The organism is Actinoplanes aureus, from assembly GCF_015704865.1.
Taxonomy (GTDB): domain Bacteria; phylum Actinomycetota; class Actinomycetes; order Mycobacteriales; family Micromonosporaceae; genus Actinoplanes; species Actinoplanes aureus.
Map to the genome: position 1 here is coordinate 1 of NZ_JADQTO010000009.1, position 23,109 is coordinate 23,109.

Here is a 23,109-nt window from a genome sequence, read left to right on the forward strand (position 1 = left end):
GACCTCGGCAACGAGTGGGCGCTGGACGCCAGCGTGCTCAAGGTGGGCAGCAACCTCTACCTGATGGGCACCTACAACGCCGGCGGCTCCTACGGGCAGTCCAACTTCATCCAGCGCCTGACCAACCCCTGGACGCTCACCGGCTCCCGGGTCCGGCTCAGTTCGCCGACGCTGTCCTGGGAACGGCAGACCGGCGCGGTCAACGAGGGCCCGGAACCGCTCTACCGCAACGGCCGGGTCATGGTCGTCTACTCGGCGTCGGCCTGCTGGGGCCCGGACTACAAGCTCGGCCTGCTCACCCTGACCGGCAGCGATCCGATGAATCCGGCGCACTGGACGAAGAGCCCGAACCCGGTGTTCCAGCGCAACGACGCCAACGGGGTCTTCGCGCCCGGCCACAACGGCTTCTTCAAGAGCCCCGACGGCACCGAGGACTGGATCGTCTACCACGCCAACGACTCCGCCGGCGGCGGCTGCGACATGAACCGTTCCACCCGAGCCCAGAAGTTCACCTGGAACACCGACGGCACCCCCAACTTCGGCACCCCTGTCCGCCTCGGAGTCACCCTGACCGCTCCCTCCGGGGAGTAGTCAGACCGGGCCGTGCCGCGGTGTCGACGGCGGATCGGCCTCCGGCGGAACCAGCTCACCGACGCGACGGATGTACTCGGCCTGTTCAGCGTCGGTGAGCTGGTATTCCGTGGCGCAGGCGACGAGAGCAGCGCCGGCATCGGACAGGGACTCGGCGGTGTTGCGCAGGATGCCGGCCAGCATGTTCCGCGCCTCGCCGAACCTGGCCAGGGACCGCCCGAAATAGGTCGCTGCCGACCCACCAGGAGCGCACGTGTCCAGCGCCGCCGCGGCAGCGGTGTACTGACCCGCGGCGCCGGGCAGGTTGACGTACCCCGCCCGGTACACGTCGGCGACGGCCACGACGACGTCCGGGTTCATCGGGACGTCGTACCTGTCGATCGTCAAGGTTTCCATGGTGTGCGGTCCGTCGGCCAGAGCAGGGCGTTCCAGCCGCAGGTCCGGGCTCGCGAACCCCGTCCTGCTGTCCAGATCCTGGTCCAGCAGGCCGGCAAGCGTCGCGTCCAGCTCAGCGAGTCCCTGTTCGACGGTGGTGACGACCTGGTGAGTCGACTCGATGATCTGCGGGGCGGCGGTGCCCTCGATCGGGGCCTCGTTCGGAGGCTCGTCCTGCTTGCCCCGCACGTAACCGGCGACGCTGGTGGTGAACGAGATGGTGCCCATGATCGCCGACAACGGGGGGAAGAGCGACAGCGCACCACTGATCATCGACGTCCAGGACAGGGCCTCCACGTCATCGGCCTGCCCAGGGCCGCCGGACTCGCCGTTGAGCCGTGCGATGCAGGTGTCCGCGATGGTCAGCAGGTACCGGTGGGCGGTGGTGACCGCCTCGTGGCAGCTCTGCGCGACCACGGCGAGGGACAGGGCGTACGCCTGCTGCTGTCGTGACGCCAGGTGGAAGGGCTTCAGGAAACGGGTCTGGAACGACGTCGCGGCCTTGCCGGTCCACTGTTGCTCGTTGATCAAGCCGTCGACCGGCAGGACCCATTCACCGAAGGCGTACTCGATGCGGTCGTAGACGCTTGTCGGTGCCCCGCCCGCGCGTGCCACCTGGTGTTCGGTCCCGCCCAGCTTGCCGACCATGACCGTGTAGTCCAGCGGATCCAAGCCGTAGAACGCCTCGATCCGGGAACGCAACGTCATCAGGTTGTCGCTGAGGATCCGCCACTCCTCCCGCATCGGCCGCGCCGCCTCGTCGGGGCTGAGCGCCGGAGGCACCACTACCGGATCCTGCGGCTGCCTCGGGTCGGGCACCACGTTGCCCTGGTCGTCCAGCATGAACTTGTTGACCTGTAGATAGTCCTTGAACCACTGCAACGCCAGGCGTTCGATCTCGGCCAGCTTGGGCGGCATCTCGTCCACGAGACGCTTCGGCACCAAGTCGATCAGGATTCTCATCGCACCCACTCCCCCGAAGTCGGTATCGTCCTCTTTCGATCGTGGCACGCACGGTGATCGATAGACAGGTCGCCGACCGGCAACTCGGGCTCAGCCGCGGATGGTGGCGGCCAGTTCGCGGACGCCGGCTCGCAGGCGGGACTCGGTCATCTGGGAGTAGCCGAGGATCAGGGTGGGCGGATGGCCGCCGCCGATCCGGTAGTCGCTCATCGTGGCCAGGGCGATTCCCCGGGACCGGGCGCGCGCCGCGACGGCCGCCTCGTCGACGGTGTCCGGCAACTCCACCGTGACGTGCAGCCCGGCGGCGATGCCGCGGATGGTGGCCGCCGGCAGCGACTCGGCCAGGGCCGCGATCACCGCGTCGCGGCGGCGCCGGTAGCGCAGTCGCATGCGGCGCAGGTGCCGGTCCAGGTCGCCGCGCTTCAGGAAGTGCGCGAAGGCCAGCTGTTCGATGCGGGCGGTGCCCTGGTCGTGCAGCAGCTTCTCCTCGCGCACAACGTCCACCAGTGACGGCGGGAGGACCATCCAGCCCAGCCGCAGGGCGGGAGGGAAATTTTGCTGGCGGTTCCGGCGTACACCACATGGTTTTGATCCAGGCCTTGAAGCGCGCCCACCGCCGGCCGGTCGTAGCGGTATTCGGCGTCGTAGTCGTCCTCGATGGCGATCGCGCCGCAGGCGCGGAGCCAGGTGATCAGTGCGGTGCGGCGCTCCGGCGCCAGCACCACCCCGGTGGGGTGCTGATGCGCGGGCGTGAGAATCACCGCGCCGACCTGGGCGGCCTCCAGTAGGTCGGCCTTCAGGCCCAGATCGTCCACCGGTACGCGCACCGCCTCCAGCCCCGCGCGGCTGATGATCCGGTCCTGCTCCTGGTTGCCGGGGTCCTCGCACGCGATCCGCCGGGCGCCGCGTGTGGCAAGTGCCCGGCAGATCAGCCCCAGGCCCTGCTGGTAACCGCTGGTGATCATGATCTGTTCGCGCCCGGCCACCACCCCGCGGACACGGCCGAGGTAGTCGGCCAGGCCGTCGCGCAGCGCGTCGATGCCGAAGACGTCGCCGTAGCCGAGGTCGGCGACGGTGATCTCGTTGACCGCGTCGCGCAGGCAGCGGGCCCAGGCGGCGCGCGGGAACGAGGAGACGTCGGGGCGGGCGGGCATGAAGTCGAAGCGGACCGCGAGCGCGGTGTCCGGCCTCGGCGCTGCCGTCGCGGCGTGCGGGAACGGCCCGGGCGCGACCCGCGGCTGGGCGCCCTGCCGCAGGGCGAGATAGCCCTCGGCGGCCAGCTGGGCGTACGCGTCGACGATGACCTTGCGGGAGACGCCGAGTTGCCGGGCCAGGTCGCGGGTCGACGGCACCGGCGTGCCGGCCCGGAGGCTGCCGTTGCGGACGGCGTCCCGGATCCGGCCCTGGATCTGCGCGGTCAGGGTGCCGGGACGGTCCTTCGAGACGGTCAGCAGGAACTCCACTGGTCCCCTTTTCGGTCGCGGCACTGGATCTGTTATTTGTACCAGTGAAGGACGACCGTGAGGACATGCTCTTCTCCGCGTCGGTCGTCGCCCGCCTCCCCCTCGCCACGTTCAGCATCGGCCTGCTCGTGCACGTCGAGCAGCTGTCCGGTTCGTACACCGCGGCCGGCGCGGTCGCCGGTGCCCTCGCGGTCGCGCAGGGCGCCGGCGGTCCGCTGCTGGGGCGCCTCGTGGACCGGCGCGGGCAGACCGTGGTGTTGTTGAGCTCGGCGACCGTCGCCGGAGCCGGGCTCATCGCGGTGGCCATGATGCCCGCCGGTACGCCGCTGCCGGCCCTGCTCGCGCTGGCCGCGCTCATCGGGCTGGCCACTCCGCCGGTCGGGGCGTGCATGCGTACGCTGATTCCGGTTCTGCGCCCGGGGGCGGACAGCCGGCGCCGGGCGTACGCCGCGGACGCCGCCGCCACCGAGCTGACCTGGGTGTCCGGGCCACCGCTCGCCCTCGGCCTCGGCGCCCTGGCCGGCACCGGCACGGCGCTCACCGCCGCCGGGATGATCCTGATCGCGGCCACCGCCCTCTTCGCCTCGTCCCGGGCCTCCCGTGGCTGGCAGCCCACCCGGACGCGGCGGGCGCGGGTCAGCGCCCTGGCCTCACCGGACATGCGCACGCTGGTGACCGTGATGATCGGCGTCGGCGTGGTGTTCGGCGCCACCGAGGTCGCGGTGACCGCCTCGGCCGGTCCGGCCGCCGGACTGCTGCTCGGCCTCTGGGGTGCCGGTTCGCTGGCCGGCGGGGTCGCCGCCACCCGGCTGGGCGGCGGCGCGACCGACGGACGCCGCTTCGCCTTACTGCTGGCCGCGCTGGGCGTGGGACACCTGCTCCTCGTCGCCGCGTCGGCCCGGGTGATCGTGGCGGCCGCATTGATCGCTGTCGCGGGTTCCATGATCGCGCCGGTCCTGGCGAGCTCCTACGCGATGGTCGACTCCGCCGCACCCGCCGGTACGGCAACCGAGGCGTTCGCCTGGCTGGCCACCGCGACCGCGATCGGCACCGCGGGCGGTGCGGCGGCCGGTGGCGCGCTCGCCGATCTGGCCGGCCCCGCGTCCGGCTTCGTCCTCGCCGGTGCCGCCGGACTGGTCGCGGCGGTCGTCGCCGTGACCCGGATCAGCGGGTCGCCGGCACCTCAACCGGCCGCAGCGGTCTGACCCGGGTGTTCTGGAAGGAGGTGTAGAGCCAGCGCCCGTGGCGCTTCACCGCGACGTTCGTGTTGACCGAGAGGGCCTCGCCGGTGCAGGCGGACTCGCCGGGCCAGAGCACACAGCCGCTCCGCACGATGACCGCGAGGTCGGACTCGACGAACCGGATCCGCTCGTCCTGCTGGAGCAGGCGCGTGCCGCGCAGATAGGTGGTGAAGTAGTAGCCCATGCCCTCCTCGATCCCGGCGCGGGTGCTCATGTGGTCGCCGTTGAACGTGACGAGGTCGGCGTCGGGCGTGTAGAGCGCCGCGTACGCCCGGGCGTCGCCGCGCGCCCAGGCCTCGTCCTGGCGATCGCGGAGATCGCGCAGGGCGGCGAGGTCGCGGTCCCGGCCGGTTCCGGCCGACGCGGGAGCGGTCGCGGGCAGCAGGGCGGCGATGATTACCGCCACGGCGGCGCCTGTCATGCGGCTGGCGTATCGACTCATGCCATCACGGTAGGAAGCCGTGACGCCTCGCCGGAACGCCCTGCGGAGGGATCCCGGAGTCCTCCCTCAGAGGTACTCGTAGGAGCGGTCGATCAACTCCGTCATCGCCTGCTGGAAGTCGCTGCGCCGCCGCGGGCTCCAGGTCTCGGTGAGCCGGTCGAAGACCCGCTCCTGCCACTCATGTGCCTGGCTCAGCATGGTGTGGCCGGCGGGGGTCACCGTCGCCCAGCGCCGGCGGCCGTCCGAGGCGGATGCCCGCATGGTCAGATATCCGGCCTCGGCCGCGCTCTTGATCAGCCGTGATGCGCCGCTCTGGTCGATACCGATCTCGTGGGCGACGGCATTGACCGTCGCCTCGATCCCCCGCCGGGTCAGCGAGTGGACCGCCTCGGTGACCAGCACGAGCCGGCCCTGCTCGGCCTCCGACGACCTGCGTGACCAGTGCCGGACGAACGCGAACAACACCTGTCCCGGCCCCGGGTCGCTCATTCGGTGGCCGCCATCTCGCGGCAGATGTAGGCCAGCTCGAGCGCCGACCTGAGGTCGGGCAGCCGGAGCGAGGCGGTCACCTTCTCGCCGGTCACCCGGAACACCGTCGCCACCCGGGTCGGGGAGGTGCTCTCCGGCCAGGTCGCGTCCTCCTCGACGACCATGAGGCGCTCACTGACCGGATGCCATGACCGCGGCACCAGCTTGATCCCGGAGCGTTCCACCCACCCGGCGAACTCTTCGGGGCTGATCGGGCCGGCGCCCTTGGGCCCCAGGACGGCGATCGGATCGCCGACCGCCCGGGCCGAACGCTCCGGGTCGGCGCTGTTCACGCTCGCATGCCACTCGTTGATGGCTGCTTCAAGTGCTGAGTCCATCGCCGAAGTGTATGCGAAACGCATATTCTTGGCACCGAGAGTTGTCATACCCCGCGCGTACGTTCGGCTCGTGCTCTCGTCCGCTGTCCTGGCCGCTCGGCCCGAGTTCACCGTGGCCGCGGTGACCTGCCGCGAGGACCACCGCGGCTGGTCCGCGGCGGAGTCGCACGACCGCTTCCGGGTCGTCATCGTGCGCCGGGGCAGGTTCCGCAGACAGACCGGCGGTGTCCGTGCCGACCTCGACCCCACCGTCGCCTACCTCGGCGTGCCCGGCGAGGTGGAGCGCTTCGCCCATCCCGCGGGCGGCGACATCTGCACCTCGGTCACCGTGACCCCGGCACTGTGGCGGAGCATGGCCGGGGACCGGCAACCGGTGCGGCCGATCGTCTACGTCGACGGAGCGGTGGATCTGGCCCATCGGCGGGTCCTCGTCGCCGCCCGGACGGGAGACGTCGATTTCGCACTCGCCGAGCGACTGTTGACGCTGATCGGCCATGCGATCACGCAGGCCGTCGCCAAGCCCGTCCCGAGCGCACGCTCCGGCGACCGCCCGCTCGTCGGTGCCGCCCGCGAGGCGATCGGCACCGGCCATCCCGCCTCCGGCGCCCTGCTGCCGCTGGCGGCTCTGCTCGGCGTCTCGCCATACAGGTTGAGCCGGGCGTTCACCGCCGAGCTCGGGGTGTCGCTGACCCGATACCGCAACCGGGTCCGTGTCGCCCGCGCCCTGGACCGGCTGGAGGCCGGTGAGACCCGGCTCGCGATGCTCGCCGCCGACCTCGGCTTCGCCGATCAGGCTCACCTGTGCCGCACCGTGCGTGCCCACGTGGGGCACACGCCGACCGCACTGCGCCGCCTGCTGACACGGACGGTCGAGCCCGGCGTTGCGTCGCACCCTTGATTGTAATAGAAATGGTTACGATGGCTTCGAACAGCAGAGTGACGATCGCGGCGCACGCACTGGCGTGGCTGGAGCTCGCCCGCCGGCGCGGGCACCCGTCGCTGACCTCCGACGAGGTGGCCGCGAGCGTCAACACGAACCCGGTCATCCTGCGGCGCAGCCTCGGTGACCTGCGCCGGGCCGGCCTGGTCACGGTCCGGCGCGGCACCGGGGCGGGCTTCTCGCTGGCCCGGCCGGCCGAGGAGATCTCGATGTACGACGTGTGGACGGCCGTCTCAGCGGAGCCGCTGCTCGCGCTGCACCACTCAGAGCCGAACCTGGAATGCCCGGTGGGCCACGGCATCCGGCCGGTCCTGACCGACGTGTACGACGAGGCGACCGCCGCGTTCGGAGCGGCGCTGGCCCGGCGCACGATCGCCGACATCTTGGAGAGGATCCTGACGTGATCGTGGAGCTTCGGCAGTACACGCTGCGCCCCGGGCGCCGCGACGAGCTGATCGAGCTGTTCGACAAACAGTTCGTCGAGTCGCAGGAGGAGCTGGGCATGGCGGTGCTCGGCCAGTTCCGCGACCTCGACCAGCCCGACAGATTCGTCTGGCTGCGCGGCTTCCCCGACATGGCGGTGCGCGGCCGGGCACTGCGCGAGTTCTACGGCGGCCCGGTGTGGAAGGAACACGGTCCCGCGGCGAACGCCACGATGATCGACTCCGACGACGTGCTGCTGACGCGCGCGATCGTGCCGCCGCCGGCGTTCCCCCGTGACGGCGAACGCGCGGACTCGGCCATGCGGGCAACGATCTGGTACCGCGATCGGCCGTTCGACGACACGTTCACCCAGTGGTTCGCCGGCCTGAACACCGGCGCCGTCGCGGTCCTGTCGACGGAGTACGCCGAAAACAACTTCCCGGCCCTGCCGGTGCGCGAGGGCGAGCACGCGTTCGTCTGGTTCACCCGGCCGGTAAACGCCGGCGAAATCGAGGCACCCGAGCGATTCGGCGTGGTGAAAACCGAGCAGCTACGTCTGATGCCGACCGCCCGATCCGCGTTTCGGTGAAGCCTTCACCGATGACGACGGGTACCACGGCCGCTGTCAGTACATGTCGTTCGTCGTCGAATATCACATAAATTGGAAGGACCGGCGATATACCCACGAGGAAGTCGAGAGAATGGTGCGCCGGGAACCCGAAGAAGACGGCTGCGTCGGTGCCGTCGAGCTGCCCCGGGTGGACACCCCGGCGGGGGCGATTCTCGACGAGAAGATCGGAGCCCGCGCCTGGTCCGAGAACGCGATCGTCGAGGTCGGGTTCGAGAACCTCCCGTCCACCATGGAGACGCTGACTTCCCGCGCTGACGACATGACCGCCCTGCTGAAAGATCTGCTGACCGCCCTGAGGCGATAGCCGGTCAGAGGAGGTCGCCGCCGGCACGCCGGATGCCGAAGTTGCGGGATATCAGGTCGGTCACCAGAGACGACATCATGTTCCCGTCCCCTCCGGTGGCGCTCCACAGCAATGCCGCCACCGGTCCCTCTACCCGCACCGTCACCGCGGGCAGGACTCGCGCCTCGACCGACTGTGTGGGTTTGAGAACACCGGGCACCGGTGCCGGCCCTGCGGCGAGCGACGGTTTGTGGCATGGCAGGCATCCGCCGGTCGCGCCGGTGAGGACGTACCGGGTCACCGCCGCGCGGTGCACCGGCTTCCACTGGTGGTCCCCGCATCCGGAACAGGTGACACCCGGAAGATAGGCCGCGGCGGCCGAGTGCGCGTCCGCCGCCTCTCGCGTTTCTTCGGCATGCTCGCCACACCGCCGCGGATCGCCCGGGTCAATGGCGAGCGCGAGCCACCGTGGCTGCGCGCCTCCGGGAACGCACGCCCAGTAGCGTTGCGCCCGCGCGAAACCGTCAGTAGTCGCCCCAGGGCGCCGACGTAGCGCCAGAGCGAGCAACACTCGCCCATCTGGGCCGATCGTCAGCGCGAAGCGGTCCGCCAGTTCGGTCACGGCCCGACCATCGGCAGCGCGACGTCCGGGACAAGCAAATCCGCCCGACGAAATCGTCCCCAGCGCCGCAGCAGGTGCGGTGCTTGTCAACATTTTGTCCCACACCCCTGCGGCATGCTGCCGGTCAGCACATCGTCTATTGAGGAGGCTTCATGAAACTGCTCCGTGCCCTGCGCACCGCCGTGGCCGCGACAGCCGTCTCCGCCGCGCTGACCCTGGGACTAGCCGCACCCGCCCACGCCGCGAACGTCGACTGGGACTGCGGGAGTTACCCCGGCTATTGGCACCTCTGCGGTACCTACACCGGCACCAAGGAGGTGTACTACAGCGGCCAGGCCGGTCTCGTGAAGAACTCCGGCAGATGGGAAGTCGTGAACCAGCCGGACAGCGGTTTCACGCTCGTCCTGCGTGTGTGGCCGGACAGCACGCGCTCGATCGACTACCCGGCGAGCACCAACGGCCGCATCCTGTCCTACAACATCTACGCCATCCAGATCGTCGTCGTCGGTCACGAGACGAGCAACCGGATCTTCGTCTCGTAAGAGAACACGGGGACTTCGACTCGACTGGCTCCTGCCAGTCGAGTCGGATGCTGAGCGGCAGCCGGTGGTCACGGCGTCCGGGCCGGCCACGCTCCCCCGCCGCACGAGCCGATCGAGCAGTTTGGTCTCACTGCGCGGCAAACGCTCACGCTCGTCCGCCGGCAGCTCCGCGAGAGCGTCCCAGAAACCGCACGCATCGAGCACGCCGGCCCCGCACGATGGTCGCCTAAACCCTTTCGAAGTACGCGTAACCGGCGTCCCGCCGAAGCCGACCCCGTTCCCGCTCTCCCAGCGCCAGCCCGGCTCCCCTCACCGCCCCAGCGCGACCGCCGAGAAACAGCATCACCTGCCGGTCACGGCGACGAACAAGGGCAAGCGCGGCCCGCCGCCTGCGGCCCTCACCGGCATACCGCCCACGGCACGCCCGGCGCCGCCGCCCGAAGTACATGCTGCGGTCGTCACGGGTTGGCGCACGGCGGAAGTGACGTTGGGTAGCCGGAATGGGGTGGGCTTGCGGCCGGCCTCGCGGATCGTGGTGGTTCGGGTGGAAGCGACGGCACCGCATACCCGAAACCACCACGCAACGCGGTGACCGGCAGTGGTCCCGCGCCGATCGCGGAGCCGCGAGCGGCCCTACTACCCGGACCCGGCACCCAGGGCGCTGGCAAGCAACCACCACGAAACCGCCCCCGGCACGCAGCCCGGCCGCGTGGCAAGCAGCCACCACGAACCGTGCCCGGCCCCGCGAACCCCGGGCACGCAGCCCGGCCGTGTGGCGAGCAACCACGCCCGCAGCGGGACGGACTGGTGTTTCCCGGCGGCCGCGCTGGGGCGGTGAGGGAAAGCCCGGCTCCGCCGGGAGAGCAGGGACGGGTCGGCTTCGGCGGGACCGCCGGTCACCCGTACCCCGAAGAAGCAGGACCCGTAATGCAACCTCGACCCGCGAAGGCCGTATAGGTATGCCTAGACGGACCACGCGGCCCTTCTAAACCCCGCTGACCAGCGAAGATAGGTAAGTGCTTCTGATGTGGCAGCCGCCTTGCCGACCGAGGATAGATCTATCAACGGACGAAGGAGATAGGCCATGTTGAATCACCCGGACCTGCTGCTGGACCTGGCGCACGACCGTCACCGTGAGCTGATCGCCGAGGCCGACCGGGGGCGTCTGCTCTCCATGGCGCGCATGGTGCGGCGGGGCAGGAAAGCCCGTTCGGCCCGCGGACGGCCCGCCGGTACCCTGGCGTCGTGCGAACCATCCGCGGTGGTGCCAGCCCGGTGATGATCGGGCGGGACAGCGAGCTGCGCCGGTTGGCGCGGCTCGCTTCGGCGCGTGAGCCGGCGGTCGCGATCATCGCCGGCGAGCCGGGCATCGGGAAGACGCGGCTGGTGCACGAGCTGCTGGCGACCGTGCCGGCCGGGACCGTGGTGCTGGTCGGCCAGGCGGAGCCGGGCTCGTTGTCCCGGCCCTACGAGGTGCTGCTGGACGCCATCGACGGCCGCCCGGAGGTCGATGAGGACCAGCTGGCGGCGCTTGCCGACGCCGAGCGCAGCCCGGTCGAGCGGTTGCACACCGGTCTCGCCATCCTGAGCGATCTGATCGGCGACTCGCCCGCGGTCATCGTCTTCGAGGACCTGCACTGGGCCGACTCGGAGAGCGCGGCGTTGTTCGAGCGGATCGCCGACCAGCGCGGGCCGCGCCTGCTCATCGGGACCTACCGGCCGGACGAGGTCACTCGCCGGCAACCGGTGGCCGGCCTGCTGGCCCGGTTGGAACGCCGGCACGCGGTCACGCACGTGCGTCTGGATCGTCTCACTCCCGCGCAGACCGCGGCGATGCTCGCGGCGGCGACCGGCGCGCCGGCGCCGATGCGCGCCGCGACGGCGCTGCATCACCGCACCGGCGGCAATCCGTTCTTCCTGGAGGAGCTGCTGCGCGCGCTGCCGGGGTACGACCTGGAGGCGCTGGTCGAGCAGCCGCTGCCGTGGAGTCTCGCCGACGTGTTGCGCCGCCAGGTCGACGACCTCGACCCGGTCAGTCACCGGATCGTCGAGGCGGCCACCGTGCTCGGCCACCGCATCCCGTTCGACCTGCTCGCCGATGTGACCGGTGCCGGTGAGGACGAGCTCATCGCCGTGCTGCGCGACCTGGTCACCCGGGGCGTGCTGGTGGAGTCCGGTGAGGACGAGTTCGCGTTCCGGCACGCGCTGGTGCGCGAGGCGATCGCCGACCAGATGCTCGGCCGGCAGCGCCGGCGGCTGCACGAGGCGGCGCTGGACGTGCTGCTGAGCGGTGGCAGCTCCGACCCGGCCATGGTGGCGCACCACGCGCGCGGCGCCGGCCGGTACGAGGACATGATCGCCGCGGCCCGCAGCGGTACCGCGCTCTACCTCTCCATCGGCTCGGCCTATCAGGCGCTGCAACTGGCCGAGATGGGTCTCGACGAGGTGCCCGAGGACACCGACCTGCTCGCCGGTGCCGCCCGGGCCGCCTGGCTGGCCGGTCTGCTGGACGACGCCCAGCGGTACGGCCGGCGCTGGCGGGACCTCGCCGCCACCGCGACCGACCGGGCCGAGTCGCTGTACCTGCTGGTCCGGATCGCGTGGGAGTCCCGCGAGACCGACGACATGCGCGCTCTGACGCACGACATCGAGACCTTGATCGCGCAGCTCCCGCCCGGTGCCGGTCAGGCGCGTGCGATGACGGCGATCGCGCAGTCGGCGTACCTGCGCGACGAGCTGGACGCCGCGCTGCTCTGGTGCGACCGCGCGCTGGCGCTGGCGGACGAGTTCGGCCTGCCGGACGTTCGCCTGGCCGCGCTGCTGGAGAAGGGCTCGACGCTCAGCGAGCGCCCGCACACCGCCGCCGACGGCCGCAAGATCCTGTCCGGCCTGGTCGACGAGGCCGAGGAGGCGGGCGAGTGGGTGCTGGCCGCCCGCGCGCTGCACACCCTGGTGAGCGGCGAGCCGCCCACCTCTCCGGCCGAGCATGCCGAGGCCCTGGAGCGGATGCGTGTCGACGCCGAGCGGGCCGGCTTCGAGTCGCTGGCGGTGGCCACCTACTTCCAGGGCCGGGCCCGGCTCGCCGTGCGGGCCGGCGACCTGGGCGCCGCGATCACGGCGCTGGAGGAGGGACGCGAGCAGGACCGTAGCTACCGGCGCCGGGGGCGCTGGGCCGACTACCACGGGGTCTTCCTCGCCGGGCTCTACCTGGAGGCCGGCGAGTTCGACCAGGTCGAGCAGCTGGTCGCCGACCTGGCAGCACTGCCCAACAACCCGCCGACCACGATCCCCGGCCTCGCGTTCCACCTCGCCTGCCGCCGCGGCGACCTGCCGCGCGCGGAGGCGACCCTGAACGATCTCGTCGCCGCGATGGCCGCGCAGACATGGCGCAGCGGCGAACAGGCGCACGACCTGATCTCCGCCGCGCTGGAGATCGGCCTGCCGGCGCACCGGCTCGACCAGATGGCCACCGTGCTGCTCGACGACGACGTGTGGGACGCCTACCGGACGCTCGTCGACGCCCAGGTCGCCGAGGCGCACGGCCGGCACGCCGAGGCACTGGCCGGCTATCTGTCCATCACCGACTCGCACACCCTGGGGCCGGCGATCCGTGGCACCGTACGCGTCGGTGCCGCCCGCTGCCTGCTCGCGGCCGATCGGCGTGCGGAGGCCACCGCTCAGGTGGAGGCGGCCGTGCCGCTGCTCGCCGAGTGGCGTGGCTGGCGGGTGGCCCAGCTCGCCCAGGTCCGAGCCCAGCTCGGCATGGCCCCGATCGACGCGCCGCCGGCGGTCACCGGCCCGGCCGCGCTGACGCCTCGCGAGCGGGAGGTGGCGGTGCTGATCAGCGACGGGCTGACGAACAACGAGCTGGCCCGGCGCCTCTACATCTCGCCGAAGACCGCCGCCGTCCACGTGTCGAACATCCTGCGCAAGCTGGGTGTCTCGTCCCGGACCGAGGTCGGCGACCTCGTCGGGCGGCACTGACCGCCGGCCTGTGCCGTACCCGACATCGCGCCCGACGTCAGGTTCTCCGCCCGCCGGCCGATCAAAGGAGGCGAGCGAAAGGCGGACTGACCGGGTGAGAACTACCCAGAAGGTGTCGAACGAGCTGAGCGGGTTGCGGCTCGGGACCGAGCTGGGCCGCGGCGCCTCCACCACGGTGCACCGGGTGCTGCGCGACGGTGTCCCGTACGCCCTCAAACGCCCGGTCGAGGACGCACCCGGCCTGCTCACCGCGTTTCGGCGCGAGGCCGCGCTGCTCGCCTGCGTCGACGATCCGGGCGTGCCGCGCATCCACACGGTCGGCACCTACGACGGGTTGCCCGCCCTCGTGCTCGGCTACCTCCCCGGCGGTTCCCTCGCCGACCGGCTGGCCGACCAGCCGCTGCCGCAGGAGCGGGTGGTCGAACTCGCCGCCCGGCTCGCTCGCGCACAACCGGTACGGGCTGGACTCGCGGCGCCGCAAGGTCCGTACCGAGTTCGGCGTGGACGACGGCGGGTCGGCCCGGCTGGCCACCGGCACCCCAGTGGCCGGCCGCAACCGCCAGTTGGAGGCGTTGCAGCAGGTCAGCGCCGCCGCGGCGACCGTGCTGGACCCGCAGCAACTGGCCCGGGTGGCGCTGGACGAGACACTGCGCATCCTGGGCGCCGAGCGGGCGCTGATGTTCCTGCTCGACGAGGCCGGTAACCCGGTGCCGTACGCCGGGCGCGGCGCCGGCGGCGAGGATCTGACCGAGACCACCACGTACGGCGCGTCGCTGGTGCAGCGGGTCGCCGATACGCACGAGGCGCTCGTGGTCACCAGCACCGAGCAGGGCGCCGCGCTGGGCTCGCGTAGCACCGTGGCGTACGGCCTGCGCAGCATCCTGGTGGCGCCGGTGCGTTTCAAGGGCGCCACGCTCGGGATCGTCTACCTGGACAGCCGCCTCGCCCGCGGCATCTTCACCGACGACGACGTCGCGGTGCTCACCGCCGTCACCAGCCACGTCGCGGTGTCCCTGGAGACCGCCCGCGCCGCCCAGCTGCACCTGGCCGTGCGGGCCGCACAGCAACAGCAGGCCTTCTCCGAGATGCTGCGGGCCGGCCTCGCCGAGCTGAGCGCCATCCAGGACCCGGGCCAGGTGCTGCGGGCCCTGTTCGCCATGCTGGTGAGCCGCGTCGGCGCGGACGCCGGCTGCCTGGTCACCGACGGCGTCATCGAGGTGGCCGGCGGCGCCGACCCGGCGATGCTCGGTGGTCCGCCTCCGGACGGAGTGTTCGGGCTCCGGGTGCCGCTGGAGAGTCCGGAGGGCCGCGTCGGAGAGGTGCTGCTCGGCGCGGAGACCTTCGACGACACCGCCCGGCAGGTCGCGGCCGCCCTGGTCGCGCAGGGCATGATCGCCTACGACAACGCCCGGCTGTTCAGCCGGGTGCAGGAGCTGGCCACCACCGACGCACTGACCGGGCTGCACAACCGGCGGCACTTCCACGCCCTGGCCGGCGCGTTGATCGACGCGGCCGCGCGCGGTGGGCGCGGCCTCGCGGCCGCCATGCTGGACATCGACAAGTTCAAGAGCATCAATGACACGTACGGGCACGGCGTCGGCGACGAGGTGATCCGGACGGTCGCCTCCCGGATCGGCGCGGTGATCCGCCGAGCCGACGTGCTGGGCCGGTACGGCGGTGAGGAGTTCGCCGTGGTGCTGCCCGACCACGACGGGCTCGCCGTGTCACTGGCCGAGCGGGTGCGCGCCGCGGTGGCCGCCGAACCGGTGCTCACCGCGGCCGGGCCGATCCCGGTGACGATCAGTGTCGGGCTCGCCGAGCTGGACCCGCTCGACTCGCTCGACCGGGTGCTGGCGCGGGCCGACCACGCGCTCTACCGGGCGAAGGAGGGCGGCCGCAACCGCGTCGCGATCTCCTGATCAGGCTATGCCTTTGGAATCGGCGGTTGCGACCGATGGAACTAGGTGGCCCCCACCAAGTTGCACACCCTGCTGGCGCGCATGCCGATCGGCCGCGCCCTCCGTGCCGGATTCACCGTCGTGATCGCATTGCTGGTGGTGTCGGCGGCGGTCGCGGCGTTCTTCCTGCACCGGGCGACCAGCCAGGTCGCGGAGCTCGCCAAGACCGGCGTACCGGCGATGCAGGTGGCCGGCGACATCAGCGGCCTGATGAACAAGTACCGCAAGGAGCAGTGGGAGTACCTCGCGCTGCCGCTGAGCGACACCGAGACCCGCACGGACACCGTCGACGCGATGGCCGAGGAGGACGCCGACATGCGCGCCCTGTTCGCCGACTACCGGGCCCTGTCGACGAGCGCCGAGACCCGCGCCATCCTGGACCGCTTCGAGGGCCACTGGGGCAAGTACATCGAGGCCACCGCCTCCGAGGTCGCACTCGCCGACGCCGGCGACGCGGCCGCGGCCCGGGAGACCTTCGACGCCGGCCCCGGCGACGAGGAGTGGGACGGCCTCAAGGACAGCCTGGCCGCGCTGGGCGAGCAGCACACCGCCGAGTCGAACGCGACGAGCAAGTCCGCCGACCGCCAGGCGATCATCGCGTTCGGCGCGCTCGTCGCGCTCCTCGCCGCCGCCGTATCCGTCGCCCTGGTGGTACGCCGGACCCTGACCCGGCGCATCACCGACGGTCTGGAGCAGTTGTCCTCCGCGGCCCGCGGCATCGCCCGCGGTGAGCTGGACCAGCGCGTGCACGTCGAGGCGGAGGACGAGGTGGCCGAGGTGGCCGCCGCGTTCGACGACATGGTCGCGTACCTGACCGCCAAGGCCGAGATCTCGCAGCGGATGGCGACCGGCGACCTCGCGGTGTCCGCCCCGGCCGCGTCCGCGGGTGACCGGCTCGGCGTCGCCTTCACCGAGATGATCGAGAACCTGAACGACTCGGTCCGCCAGGTGCACCGCTCGGTCGCCGATCTGGACAGCGCCTCGGTCGAGCTGGACGGCGTGTCCGACGAGATCCGCTCGGCCGCCGCCGAGGTGGTCGGCAACGCCGAGCGGCAGGTGGACCTGATCTCCGCGGCGCAGCAGGCGGCACGGGCCACCTCCGGGTACGTCGACGAGGGCGTCGACACGGTGAGCGACCTGACCCGGGTGATGCGCGACCTGGACGACAAGGCCGCCCGGATCGGTGGGATCGTCGGGGCGATCACCCGGATCGCCGGGCAGACCAACCTGCTGGCTCTCAACGCGGCGATCGAGGCCGCCCGGGCCGGTACGCAGGGCGCCGGCTTCGCCGTGGTCGCCGGTGAGGTGCGCACCCTGGCCGAGGAGAGCGGCGAGGCGGCACAGACGATCGCCGCGCTGGTCGCCGAGATCCAGCAGACCAGCGCGGAGGCGGTCACCGTCGTCGACGACCAGGCGCGCGGCGCGTTCGAACGGATCGCCGGTGGCACCGCCGAGTTGCACTCCGCGCTCGACGCGGTGGGCTCGTTCGCCGGGGCCAACCAGAGCTCCACCGAGCGGATGGCGGCAGCGACCTCGACCGCCGCGGACCAGGTGCGGCAGCTGACCGCCACCGCGGCCGGATTGCGGCAGGTGGCGGGGCGGTTCACCGTACGCGACAGCTGAGCCGTCAGGCGTCGCCCATGACCAGGCCCTCGATGGTGTGCTTCTGGGTGATCGGGGTGAGCCGCTCGACGACCGGGCAGGCCAGGTGGTCGCGCACCTCGGGCGGCAGGGTGGCCCAGAACGTCTCGGTGACGGCCAGGTCGTGCTTGTCGCTGTTGGTGGCGTCGGCGGCGTCGACGCCGAGCACCAGCACCGGCCGGGAGACCTGCGACCGGTTCTTGGTGCCGCGGTGGATGGTCAGCGCCGACCGGGCGGAGATGTCGCCGCGCTGCGGGTACTTACGCACCGCCCGCTCCTCGTAGCGGCGGTATCGCGGCTTCGGCGGGAACATGCCGTGCCCGAAGTCCGGCTCGTCGTCGAACTGGGTGCCCGGAGCGATCTCGAACGGGCCCATCTCGTCGGTGGTGTCCACCCCGGTCAGGTTGAAGGCGAGTGAGTCGAGCCGGCCCTCGGTGCGGGTCACCTCGGGCATCGGGAAGTCGCGGTGCCACGGCTGGTTGACCGCGCCGGCGAACGGGATGTCGAACCCCAGCTCGACGATCCTGTAGTCCTCGCCCAGCACCGCGGTGCAGACCGCCATCACCCAGGGGTGGGTGACCAGATCGACGAAGCCGCTCATCTGCTCCGGGTGGATCTCCACGTAGTACCGATGGGGGCCGCGCCCGACCGCGCCGCCCGGCCGCGCCTTCGCCTCGTCGAACGCGGTCTCGATGTCGGCACGCATCCGGTCGGCCCAGGCCACGCTGAACGCGCCACGCAGGGCGGTGATGCCGTCGGTGTAGATGGCTTCGCGGGCCTTCCGCCCGGCGTCTGCATCGAGGAGAGTCGTCATGCACCCCATGTTGCAACGTGGCATGCAACGTTGCAACCCGGCGGCTAGCATGTCTTCCGTGACTGCGAATCTGCGCCAGGTCGCCGAGCGCGCCGGCGTGTCCGTCCGCACCGTGTCCAACGTCGTCTCCGGCTTCCCGCTGGTGGCGCCGCAGACCCGGGAGCGGGTCCAGCGCGTGCTGGACGAGATGGGCTACCGGCCGAACGCAGCCGCCCGGCATCTGCGCGGCGGGCGGTCCGGGCTGGTCGCGCTGGTCATCCCGGAGATCGCCTCGCCGTATTTCGGCGAGCTCGCCGGCCATCTGGCCGACGAGGCCGAGAAGCGCGGCTGGACCCTGCTGGTCCAGCAGACCGGCGGCGACGCCCGCCGGGAGCGGGAACTGCTCGACGGCGTACGCGGTCAGGCCGTCGACGGCCTGGTGATGAGCCCCTGGGCGCTCTGCCCCACCGACCTGCGCCGCCGGCCGGACGCCGCCCCGCTCGTGCTGCTGGGCGAGCAGGACGCCGACGGCCTGCTCGACCACGTCGTCATCGACAACGTCGCCGCCGCCCGCGAACTCACCCGGCACCTGATCGAAACCGGGCGCACCCGCATCGCCGCCATCGGCCTACAGCCGCACCTGACCAACGGCACCGCGGCTCGGCGGCTGACCGGCTACCGGCAGGCCCTGGCGGAGGCCGGGCTGCCGCACGACCCGGCCCTGGAGATCCCGGTGGCACAACTGCACCGCGCCGACGGCGCCGCCGCCATGCGCGGCCTGCTCGCCGCCGGGATCGACGCCGACGCGGTGTTCTGCTTCAGCGACCAGCTCGCCCTCGGCGCCCTGCACGTCGCCACCGGGCACGGCCTGCGGGTTCCGGCCGACCTGGCGGTGGCCGGCTTCGACGACGTCGAGGACGGCCGCTACGCCAATCCGTCACTGACCACCGTGTCACCCGACAAGCCGGCGATCGCCCGGGCGGCGCTCGACTGCCTCGCCGAGCGGCTCGCCCCGGGCACCGGGCCGGCGCCGGCCCGCCACATCGTCGCGCACCACCTGGAGATCCGCGGCAGCACGGCCGGCTAGACACAGATCGATCACGAAGTCTGTATGGATAGTCAGCGAGAGGTTGCCGTCACGTAGGTGATGTTGCGAACCGGCACTAGGTGGGTGCTGTGGTCGTCGCCGAACCGGAGTACCGCATCGCGATCTCCCAGCTGACCGGCGACGTACTCGGCGGTCTGCTCGTCGACTTCGACGTCGCGGTGTATGTCGGTTCCGACGAAGCGGATACGAAGCTTGGGCATGATGGTTCCCCTTCCGGTTCGGCCGTCATCGACCAGAGTGCCCGAGACGTGCCAGCCGGCGGCCGGGATCGTGCCGTTTCCCGGCGGCCGCGGTGGGGCCGCACGCGGCAGCCGCTCGCGTGGGTAGGGCGGGGACGGCGTCGATCCGGCGGTTACGGCCGGTCACGCGTACCCCGAAAGAGCCGGCGCCGGACTTCAGGCCTGGCGCGACGCCAGCTCGACGACGGTGATGTCGGAGGGCGCACCGACCCGGACCGGTGGCCCCCAGGCGCCGGCGCCGCGGCTGACGTAGAGCTGGGTGTCGCCGTAGCGCTCCAGGCCGGCGTTCGTCGGGTTGGCCAGCTCGGCGATGTAGTTGCCCGGCCACAGCTGGCCGCCGTGGGTGTGCCCGGACAGCTGCAGGTCGACGCCGTGTTCCACCGCCTCGTGGATGGCCACCGGCTGATGGGCCAGCAGAACCGTCGCACGAGTCCGGTCCCGGTCGCCGAGGGCCGCGGCGAAGTCCGCGCCACCGCCGCCGTCGCGTTCGCCCGAGACGTCGTCCACGCCTGCCAGGTCGAAGCCGGGCAGCTCGATCCGGGTGTTGCGCAGCGGCTGCATGCCCAGTTCGCGCACCTTGGCGACCCATGGCTCGACGCCGGAGATGTACTCGTGGTTGCCGGTCACGAAGTAGGTGCCGAGCCGCGAGCGCAGCCCGCGCAGTGGCTCGACCGAGCCGGCCAGGTCCTCGACGTCGCCGTCGATCAGGTCGCCGACCACGGCGATCAGGTCCGGCTGGGTCGCGTTGATCGTGTCGACCACGCGCCGGCAGAAACCGCTGCCGAGGACCGGGCCGAGGTGCACGTCGCTGACCACCGCGATGCGCAACCCATGGGCGGAACGCGGCAGCTTCGCCAGCGGCACGGTGATCCGTTTGACCGTGGGGCCGTTGAGCGTGCTGTAGGTGCCGGCACCGACGGTGCCGACGGCTATCGCGGCGGCCGCACCGCCGGCGACCCGGGAGACGAAGGTCCGGCGGGAGATTTTGTTCGGTACGGGCTCCGAGGTGTTCTCCACGGGCGGTGCCGCCCCGGCCGGTGTCGCTTCCCGGGCCGGTGTCGCGGGCGCCGCCGGCACGGGTTCGGGGCGGCGGGCGAGCCACAGGCTGAGCAGGGGCCGCACCACCTCGCCCGCCACTGCGCCGAGGAACAGGTAGAGGAACAGCGCCAGCCACAGATATCCGGGCCAGGCAACGATCCGCGCGAGGGCGTGCGGCAGCCCAGCCTGCTCCCCGGCCAGGCCCCCGACGGCCAGCAGTGGGCCGGCGATGAACACCGCGGTGCCGGCCCGCCGCCACCCGGTGCCGGGTGCGGTGGTGTCCCGGACGAGTCTCCGCCAGACGTACCAGTGTGCTGTCGCCAGGATCGCCAGCACCAGGGCCAGCACGAGCGCGAATACGAGGATCACCCGGCGAGGTTACGCATTGCGCGCTGAGCCCCTGCTGAGGGTTCGCCGGCGTGAGAGCGGCCACCTACGGCACCCTGAATGTTTTCTTAGATTATTAATCTAATATTGACAGTCATGTCATGTCGGTCGCATGCTGGCCTCCACCAGCCGGCCGGAACCCCGCTCTCGAATCCGTCCCCCAACGGAGGTCCCTGATGGCCGCTGTGCAACGCCACCCATCCCTCAGCGCCGAAAGAGAACGATGAGAAGAACTCGCTCCTCCCGCGTGATCGCCGCCGCGGCCGGAATCCTGACGGCCTCCCTACTGATCGCGGGAATCGTCCGGACGGCCGGGCCCGCGGACGCTTTCGCGGCGACCTCGAAGGCCACCGTCATCAACTATCTGCGTTCGATCACCGGGTCGAGCATCGTGTCCGGGCAGCACAACAAGGAGCCGGCAAGCAGCCCGGCGCAGTACACGCAGCAGGTACGCAACGTCACCGGTCAGTTCCCGGGCCTGTGGGGTGGCGACATGATGTTCCGCGCCGACGACCAGGCCAACCGGCAACGAGTGGTCGACGAGGCCAAGGCGCAGTGGGCGGCCGGCTCGCTCGTGGCGCTCACCTGGCACGCCTGCTCGCCGACGGTCGGTGCCACCTGCGAGTTCGACGGCGGCGTGAAGACGCAGATCTCGAACGCCCAGTTCCAGGAGGTCGTCACCGCCGGCACCGCACTCAACAACACCTGGCGCAGCCGGATGGCCGCCGTCGTGCCGTACCTCAAGCAGCTCAAGGACGCCGGCATCCCGGTGCTGTGGCGCCCGTTCCACGAGATGAACGAGACCTGGAACTGGTGGGGCGGCCGGCCCGGGGCCAACGGCGGCGCCAAGATCTACCAGCAGATGCGCGACTACTTCGACAGCCAGGGCCTGGACAACCTGATCTGGGTGTGGAACGTGCAGGACAACCCGACCGCCAACTGGGCTCAGTACTACCCTGGCGCCAACTACGCCGACGTCGTGTCCCTGGACGTCTGGTGGAAGAGCCACCCGTCGGCGGCGGACTACTCGCAGATCCAGAGCGTCGCGGCCGGCAAACCGATCGCGATCGCCGAGATGGGCAAGGTGCCGAACGCGTCCCTGCTGAGTTCCCAGCCGCGCTGGGCGTACTTCATGATCTGGTCTGAGCAGTTGCTCGGCAGCAACTCGACCGCGGAGATCCAGGCCGCGTACAACCTGCCGCGCGTCCTCAACCGCGGTGAGATCAACATCGGTGCCGGTCCGGTGACCCCGACGACCGGTTCGACCACCGCGCCGGCCGCCCGCACTGGCAAGATCCGGGCGGTCGCCGCCGACAAGTGCGTCGACGTCGCCGGGGCGAACGCCGCGAACGGCACCCAGGTCCAGATCTACACCTGCGACGTGGGTGGCTCCGCCCAGCAGTGGACGGTCGGCACCGACGGCACGATCCGCGCTCTCGGCAAGTGCCTGGATGTCGCCGCGGCGGGAACCGCTGACGGCGCGAGGATTCAGATCTACGACTGCAACGGCGGCAACGCCCAGCGGTTCACCTACAACGCCGCGACGCGCGATCTGGTGAACGCCGGCTCGGGCAAGTGCCTCGAAGTCCGGGCGGAGGCGACGGCGAACTCGACGCCGCTCCAGTTGTGGACGTGCAACGGCAAGGCCAACCAGGACTTCACCCTGCCGGCCTGACGGACGCGGGCTGCCGGCTCCCTCGTCAGTCGAGTGTCGAGGTGGCCGGCATGCCGCTATTCCAGCCGGTCGGCGGCGAGACCAACGGAGATTCCTCACCCGGGCGCCCGCGCGGCCGGCGGCAGAGGCAGGAGACGTCTCGCGCCCGGTGTGGTGGCCCGCATGGCGGTGCGGGTCGCCGTCATGGTCATGGCCTCGGCGGAGGCCGGTCTCGGTGGTTGGGCCGCGGGATCACCCGCACCACCAGCAAAGGAGTAGGACCCGTTGAACACCAGCTGGCTCGGTGACGAGTCCGGGCGCCTGCTCGACTTCGGCCGAGGCTTCGCGCACCCGCTGGGTGGAGCGGCCTGGCTACGCGCGGACGGAACGCCCGACCTCGGCGCTCCCGTCTACACCTGGATCACCGCGCGCATGGCGCACGTCTACAGCCTGGGGCATCTGCTCGGCGTACCCGGCGCCGGTCCGCTGGCCGACGCGGCGCTGGCAGGTCTCACCGGCATCCTGCACGACCGGGACAACGGCGGCTGGTACCCCAGCGTCGCACCCGACGGCCGGCCGGAGGCCGGAAAGTCCTGCTACGACCACGCCTTCGTGGTGCTCGCCGCGTTCGACGTCACCGGCCGTCCGGACTGCCTGCACCGGGCGCTGGCCATCACCGAGCGGACCGTGGGCTGGGGCCGCCGGTACGGGTGGCGGCTGCCGGAACACTTCGACGCCCAGTGGAATCCGCGGCCGGACTATCACCGCGAGCGTCCGCAGGACCCGTTCAAGCCGTGCAGGCCATGCTGATCCCCCGAGCCCCGCTGACGCCCGGCCTGGCGGCGGCCTGCGCGACCGGAGCGGT

24 protein-coding genes and 1 pseudogene are annotated in these 23,109 nt (G+C 71.5%); 15 read left to right on the forward strand and 10 right to left on the reverse strand.

Going from position 1 to position 23,109, the window contains the following annotated elements; genetic code table 11:
- Positions 1 to 591 (forward strand): glycoside hydrolase family 43 protein (locus tag I4J89_RS19890; RefSeq protein WP_196415505.1); only part of this gene is annotated, 591 nt, incomplete at its 5' end.
- On the opposite strand, the gene I4J89_RS19895 is transcribed toward I4J89_RS19890, so the two are convergent.
- From I4J89_RS19895 to I4J89_RS19905, 3 genes are all read right to left on the reverse strand, one after another.
- Complete coding sequence (locus I4J89_RS19895; RefSeq protein WP_196415506.1) at positions 592 to 1,989, reverse strand: hypothetical protein; 1,398 nt, start codon at positions 1,987 to 1,989, stop codon at positions 592 to 594.
- 90 nt (positions 1,990 to 2,079) lie between these two features.
- Positions 2,080 to 2,484: an aminotransferase-like domain-containing protein gene (locus tag I4J89_RS19900; RefSeq protein ID WP_196415507.1), complete on the reverse strand. Its 405-nt coding sequence runs from the start codon at positions 2,482 to 2,484 to the stop codon at positions 2,080 to 2,082.
- The gene (locus I4J89_RS19905) at positions 2,412 to 3,452 is read right to left on the reverse strand and encodes an aminotransferase-like domain-containing protein (RefSeq protein WP_196415508.1); all 1,041 of its coding nucleotides are present in this window, start codon (positions 3,450 to 3,452) and stop codon (positions 2,412 to 2,414) included. The genes I4J89_RS19900 and I4J89_RS19905 overlap by 73 nt, the downstream gene beginning before the upstream one ends.
- A 44-nt stretch (positions 3,453 to 3,496) precedes the next feature.
- Here I4J89_RS19905 and I4J89_RS19910 point away from each other — a divergent pair, with 44 nt between their 5' ends.
- Entirely contained in the window at positions 3,497 to 4,657 is a 1,161-nt protein-coding gene (locus I4J89_RS19910; RefSeq protein ID WP_196415509.1) for an MFS transporter, read from the forward strand.
- Here the strand turns inward: I4J89_RS19910 and I4J89_RS19915 are convergent.
- The 3 genes from I4J89_RS19915 to I4J89_RS19925 all read right to left on the reverse strand — a co-directional run bounded on the left by I4J89_RS19915 (position 4,617) and on the right by I4J89_RS19925 (position 6,001).
- Positions 4,617 to 5,135: an SgcJ/EcaC family oxidoreductase gene (locus I4J89_RS19915; protein ID WP_196415510.1), complete on the reverse strand. Its 519-nt coding sequence runs from the start codon at positions 5,133 to 5,135 to the stop codon at positions 4,617 to 4,619. The two genes, I4J89_RS19910 and I4J89_RS19915, sit on opposite strands and share 41 nt — an antisense overlap.
- Positions 5,136 to 5,201: 66 nt before the next feature.
- Positions 5,202 to 5,624, reverse strand: a complete 423-nt coding sequence (locus tag I4J89_RS19920; protein WP_196415511.1) for a MarR family winged helix-turn-helix transcriptional regulator — start codon at positions 5,622 to 5,624, stop codon at positions 5,202 to 5,204.
- Positions 5,621 to 6,001 carry a hypothetical protein gene (locus I4J89_RS19925; RefSeq protein ID WP_196415512.1) on the reverse strand — a complete coding sequence of 127 codons (381 nt, stop codon included), beginning with the start codon at positions 5,999 to 6,001 and terminating at the stop codon, positions 5,621 to 5,623. Before I4J89_RS19925 ends, I4J89_RS19920 begins: the two co-directional genes overlap by 4 nt.
- 70 nt (positions 6,002 to 6,071) lie before the next feature.
- Between I4J89_RS19925 and I4J89_RS19930 the strand changes: the two genes are divergently transcribed.
- The 4 genes from I4J89_RS19930 to I4J89_RS19945 all read left to right on the forward strand — a co-directional run bounded on the left by I4J89_RS19930 (position 6,072) and on the right by I4J89_RS19945 (position 8,299).
- Positions 6,072 to 6,899, forward strand: coding sequence for a helix-turn-helix transcriptional regulator (locus I4J89_RS19930; RefSeq protein ID WP_309238384.1), 828 nt, complete (start codon positions 6,072 to 6,074; stop codon positions 6,897 to 6,899).
- A 20-nt stretch (positions 6,900 to 6,919) separates the two neighbouring features.
- On the forward strand, positions 6,920 to 7,345 hold the full coding sequence (locus I4J89_RS19935) for an Rrf2 family transcriptional regulator (RefSeq protein ID WP_196415514.1): 426 nt from the start codon (positions 6,920 to 6,922) through the stop codon (positions 7,343 to 7,345).
- Complete coding sequence (locus I4J89_RS19940) at positions 7,342 to 7,953, forward strand: NIPSNAP family protein (RefSeq protein ID WP_196415515.1); 612 nt, start codon at positions 7,342 to 7,344, stop codon at positions 7,951 to 7,953. Before I4J89_RS19935 ends, I4J89_RS19940 begins: the two co-directional genes overlap by 4 nt.
- Positions 7,954 to 8,065: 112 nt before the next feature.
- Entirely contained in the window at positions 8,066 to 8,299 is a 234-nt protein-coding gene (locus I4J89_RS19945) for a hypothetical protein (protein WP_196415516.1), read from the forward strand.
- A 4-nt stretch (positions 8,300 to 8,303) separates the two neighbouring features.
- Here the strand turns inward: I4J89_RS19945 and I4J89_RS19950 are convergent, their stop codons facing one another.
- Positions 8,304 to 8,900: a hypothetical protein gene (locus I4J89_RS19950; protein ID WP_196415517.1), complete on the reverse strand. Its 597-nt coding sequence runs from the start codon at positions 8,898 to 8,900 to the stop codon at positions 8,304 to 8,306.
- A 152-nt stretch (positions 8,901 to 9,052) separates the two neighbouring features.
- Here I4J89_RS19950 and I4J89_RS19955 point away from each other — a divergent pair, with 152 nt between their 5' ends.
- The 6 genes and pseudogenes from I4J89_RS19955 (at position 9,053) to I4J89_RS19975 (ending at position 17,007) form a co-directional block, all read left to right on the forward strand.
- Positions 9,053 to 9,442 carry a hypothetical protein gene (locus I4J89_RS19955; protein WP_196415518.1) on the forward strand — a complete coding sequence of 130 codons (390 nt, stop codon included), beginning with the start codon at positions 9,053 to 9,055 and terminating at the stop codon, positions 9,440 to 9,442.
- A gap of 1,084 nt (positions 9,443 to 10,526) precedes the next feature.
- Positions 10,527 to 10,721: a hypothetical protein gene (locus tag I4J89_RS19960; protein ID WP_196415519.1), complete on the forward strand. Its 195-nt coding sequence runs from the start codon at positions 10,527 to 10,529 to the stop codon at positions 10,719 to 10,721.
- Positions 10,688 to 13,426, forward strand: coding sequence for a helix-turn-helix transcriptional regulator (locus I4J89_RS19965; RefSeq protein WP_309238385.1), 2,739 nt, complete (start codon positions 10,688 to 10,690; stop codon positions 13,424 to 13,426). Before I4J89_RS19960 ends, I4J89_RS19965 begins: the two co-directional genes overlap by 34 nt.
- Positions 13,427 to 13,610: 184 nt before the next feature.
- Positions 13,611 to 13,850: pseudogene (locus I4J89_RS51970) on the forward strand (hypothetical protein); the annotation flags it as partial.
- A gap of 76 nt (positions 13,851 to 13,926) precedes the next feature.
- Entirely contained in the window at positions 13,927 to 15,345 is a 1,419-nt protein-coding gene (locus I4J89_RS19970; protein ID WP_309238386.1) for a GGDEF domain-containing protein, read from the forward strand.
- Between the two features lie 45 nt (positions 15,346 to 15,390).
- Entirely contained in the window at positions 15,391 to 17,007 is a 1,617-nt protein-coding gene (locus tag I4J89_RS19975; protein ID WP_196415520.1) for a methyl-accepting chemotaxis protein, read from the forward strand.
- Between the two features lie 4 nt (positions 17,008 to 17,011).
- On the opposite strand, the gene I4J89_RS19980 is transcribed toward I4J89_RS19975, so the two are convergent.
- Positions 17,012 to 17,839 (reverse strand): phytanoyl-CoA dioxygenase family protein, encoded by an 828-nt coding sequence (locus I4J89_RS19980; protein WP_230859291.1) that lies wholly within the window; start codon positions 17,837 to 17,839, stop codon positions 17,012 to 17,014.
- Between the two features lie 49 nt (positions 17,840 to 17,888).
- Here I4J89_RS19980 and I4J89_RS19985 point away from each other — a divergent pair, with 49 nt between their 5' ends.
- Complete coding sequence (locus I4J89_RS19985) at positions 17,889 to 18,905, forward strand: LacI family DNA-binding transcriptional regulator (RefSeq protein ID WP_373688146.1); 1,017 nt, start codon at positions 17,889 to 17,891, stop codon at positions 18,903 to 18,905.
- Positions 18,906 to 18,937: 32 nt separating this feature from the next.
- On the opposite strand, the gene I4J89_RS19990 is transcribed toward I4J89_RS19985, so the two are convergent.
- Positions 18,938 to 19,126, reverse strand: coding sequence for a hypothetical protein (locus tag I4J89_RS19990; protein ID WP_196415523.1), 189 nt, complete (start codon positions 19,124 to 19,126; stop codon positions 18,938 to 18,940).
- Positions 19,127 to 19,321: 195 nt separating this feature from the next.
- Positions 19,322 to 20,572, reverse strand: a complete 1,251-nt coding sequence (locus I4J89_RS19995) for a metallophosphoesterase (RefSeq protein WP_196415524.1) — start codon at positions 20,570 to 20,572, stop codon at positions 19,322 to 19,324.
- Positions 20,573 to 20,813: 241 nt separating this feature from the next.
- On the opposite strand from I4J89_RS19995, the gene I4J89_RS20000 reads away from it, so the two are divergent.
- Together I4J89_RS20000 and I4J89_RS20005 are read left to right on the forward strand one after the other, a co-directional pair.
- A complete protein-coding gene (locus tag I4J89_RS20000) occupies positions 20,814 to 22,265 on the forward strand; it encodes a glycosyl hydrolase (RefSeq protein ID WP_196415525.1) in 1,452 nt (483 codons plus the stop codon).
- A gap of 264 nt (positions 22,266 to 22,529) precedes the next feature.
- Entirely contained in the window at positions 22,530 to 23,054 is a 525-nt protein-coding gene (locus I4J89_RS20005; RefSeq protein WP_230859292.1) for an AGE family epimerase/isomerase, read from the forward strand.
- Positions 23,055 to 23,109 lie beyond the last annotated feature (55 nt).

What these genes read in the sequence shown, in the direction of transcription:
- I4J89_RS19895 (WP_196415506.1), bottom strand. Translation starts at nt 1,989, where the DNA reads ATGAGAATCCTGATCGACTTGGTGCCGAAGCGTCTCGTGGACGAGATG.
- I4J89_RS19915 (WP_196415510.1), bottom strand. Translation starts at nt 5,135, where the DNA reads ATGAGTCGATACGCCAGCCGCATGACAGGCGCCGCCGTGGCGGTAATC.
- I4J89_RS19920 (WP_196415511.1), bottom strand. Translation starts at nt 5,624, where the DNA reads ATGAGCGACCCGGGGCCGGGACAGGTGTTGTTCGCGTTCGTCCGGCAC.
- I4J89_RS19925 (WP_196415512.1), bottom strand. Translation starts at nt 6,001, where the DNA reads ATGGACTCAGCACTTGAAGCAGCCATCAACGAGTGGCATGCGAGCGTG.
- I4J89_RS19935 (WP_196415514.1), top strand. Translation starts at nt 6,920, where the DNA reads ATGGCTTCGAACAGCAGAGTGACGATCGCGGCGCACGCACTGGCGTGG.
- I4J89_RS19945 (WP_196415516.1), top strand. Translation starts at nt 8,066, where the DNA reads ATGGTGCGCCGGGAACCCGAAGAAGACGGCTGCGTCGGTGCCGTCGAG.
- I4J89_RS19955 (WP_196415518.1), top strand. Translation starts at nt 9,053, where the DNA reads ATGAAACTGCTCCGTGCCCTGCGCACCGCCGTGGCCGCGACAGCCGTC.
- I4J89_RS19960 (WP_196415519.1), top strand. Translation starts at nt 10,527, where the DNA reads ATGTTGAATCACCCGGACCTGCTGCTGGACCTGGCGCACGACCGTCAC.
- I4J89_RS19980 (WP_230859291.1), bottom strand. Translation starts at nt 17,839, where the DNA reads ATGACGACTCTCCTCGATGCAGACGCCGGGCGGAAGGCCCGCGAAGCC.
- I4J89_RS19985 (WP_373688146.1), top strand. Translation starts at nt 17,889, where the DNA reads ATGTCTTCCGTGACTGCGAATCTGCGCCAGGTCGCCGAGCGCGCCGGC.
- I4J89_RS19990 (WP_196415523.1), bottom strand. Translation starts at nt 19,126, where the DNA reads ATGCCCAAGCTTCGTATCCGCTTCGTCGGAACCGACATACACCGCGAC.
- I4J89_RS20000 (WP_196415525.1), top strand. Translation starts at nt 20,814, where the DNA reads ATGAGAAGAACTCGCTCCTCCCGCGTGATCGCCGCCGCGGCCGGAATC.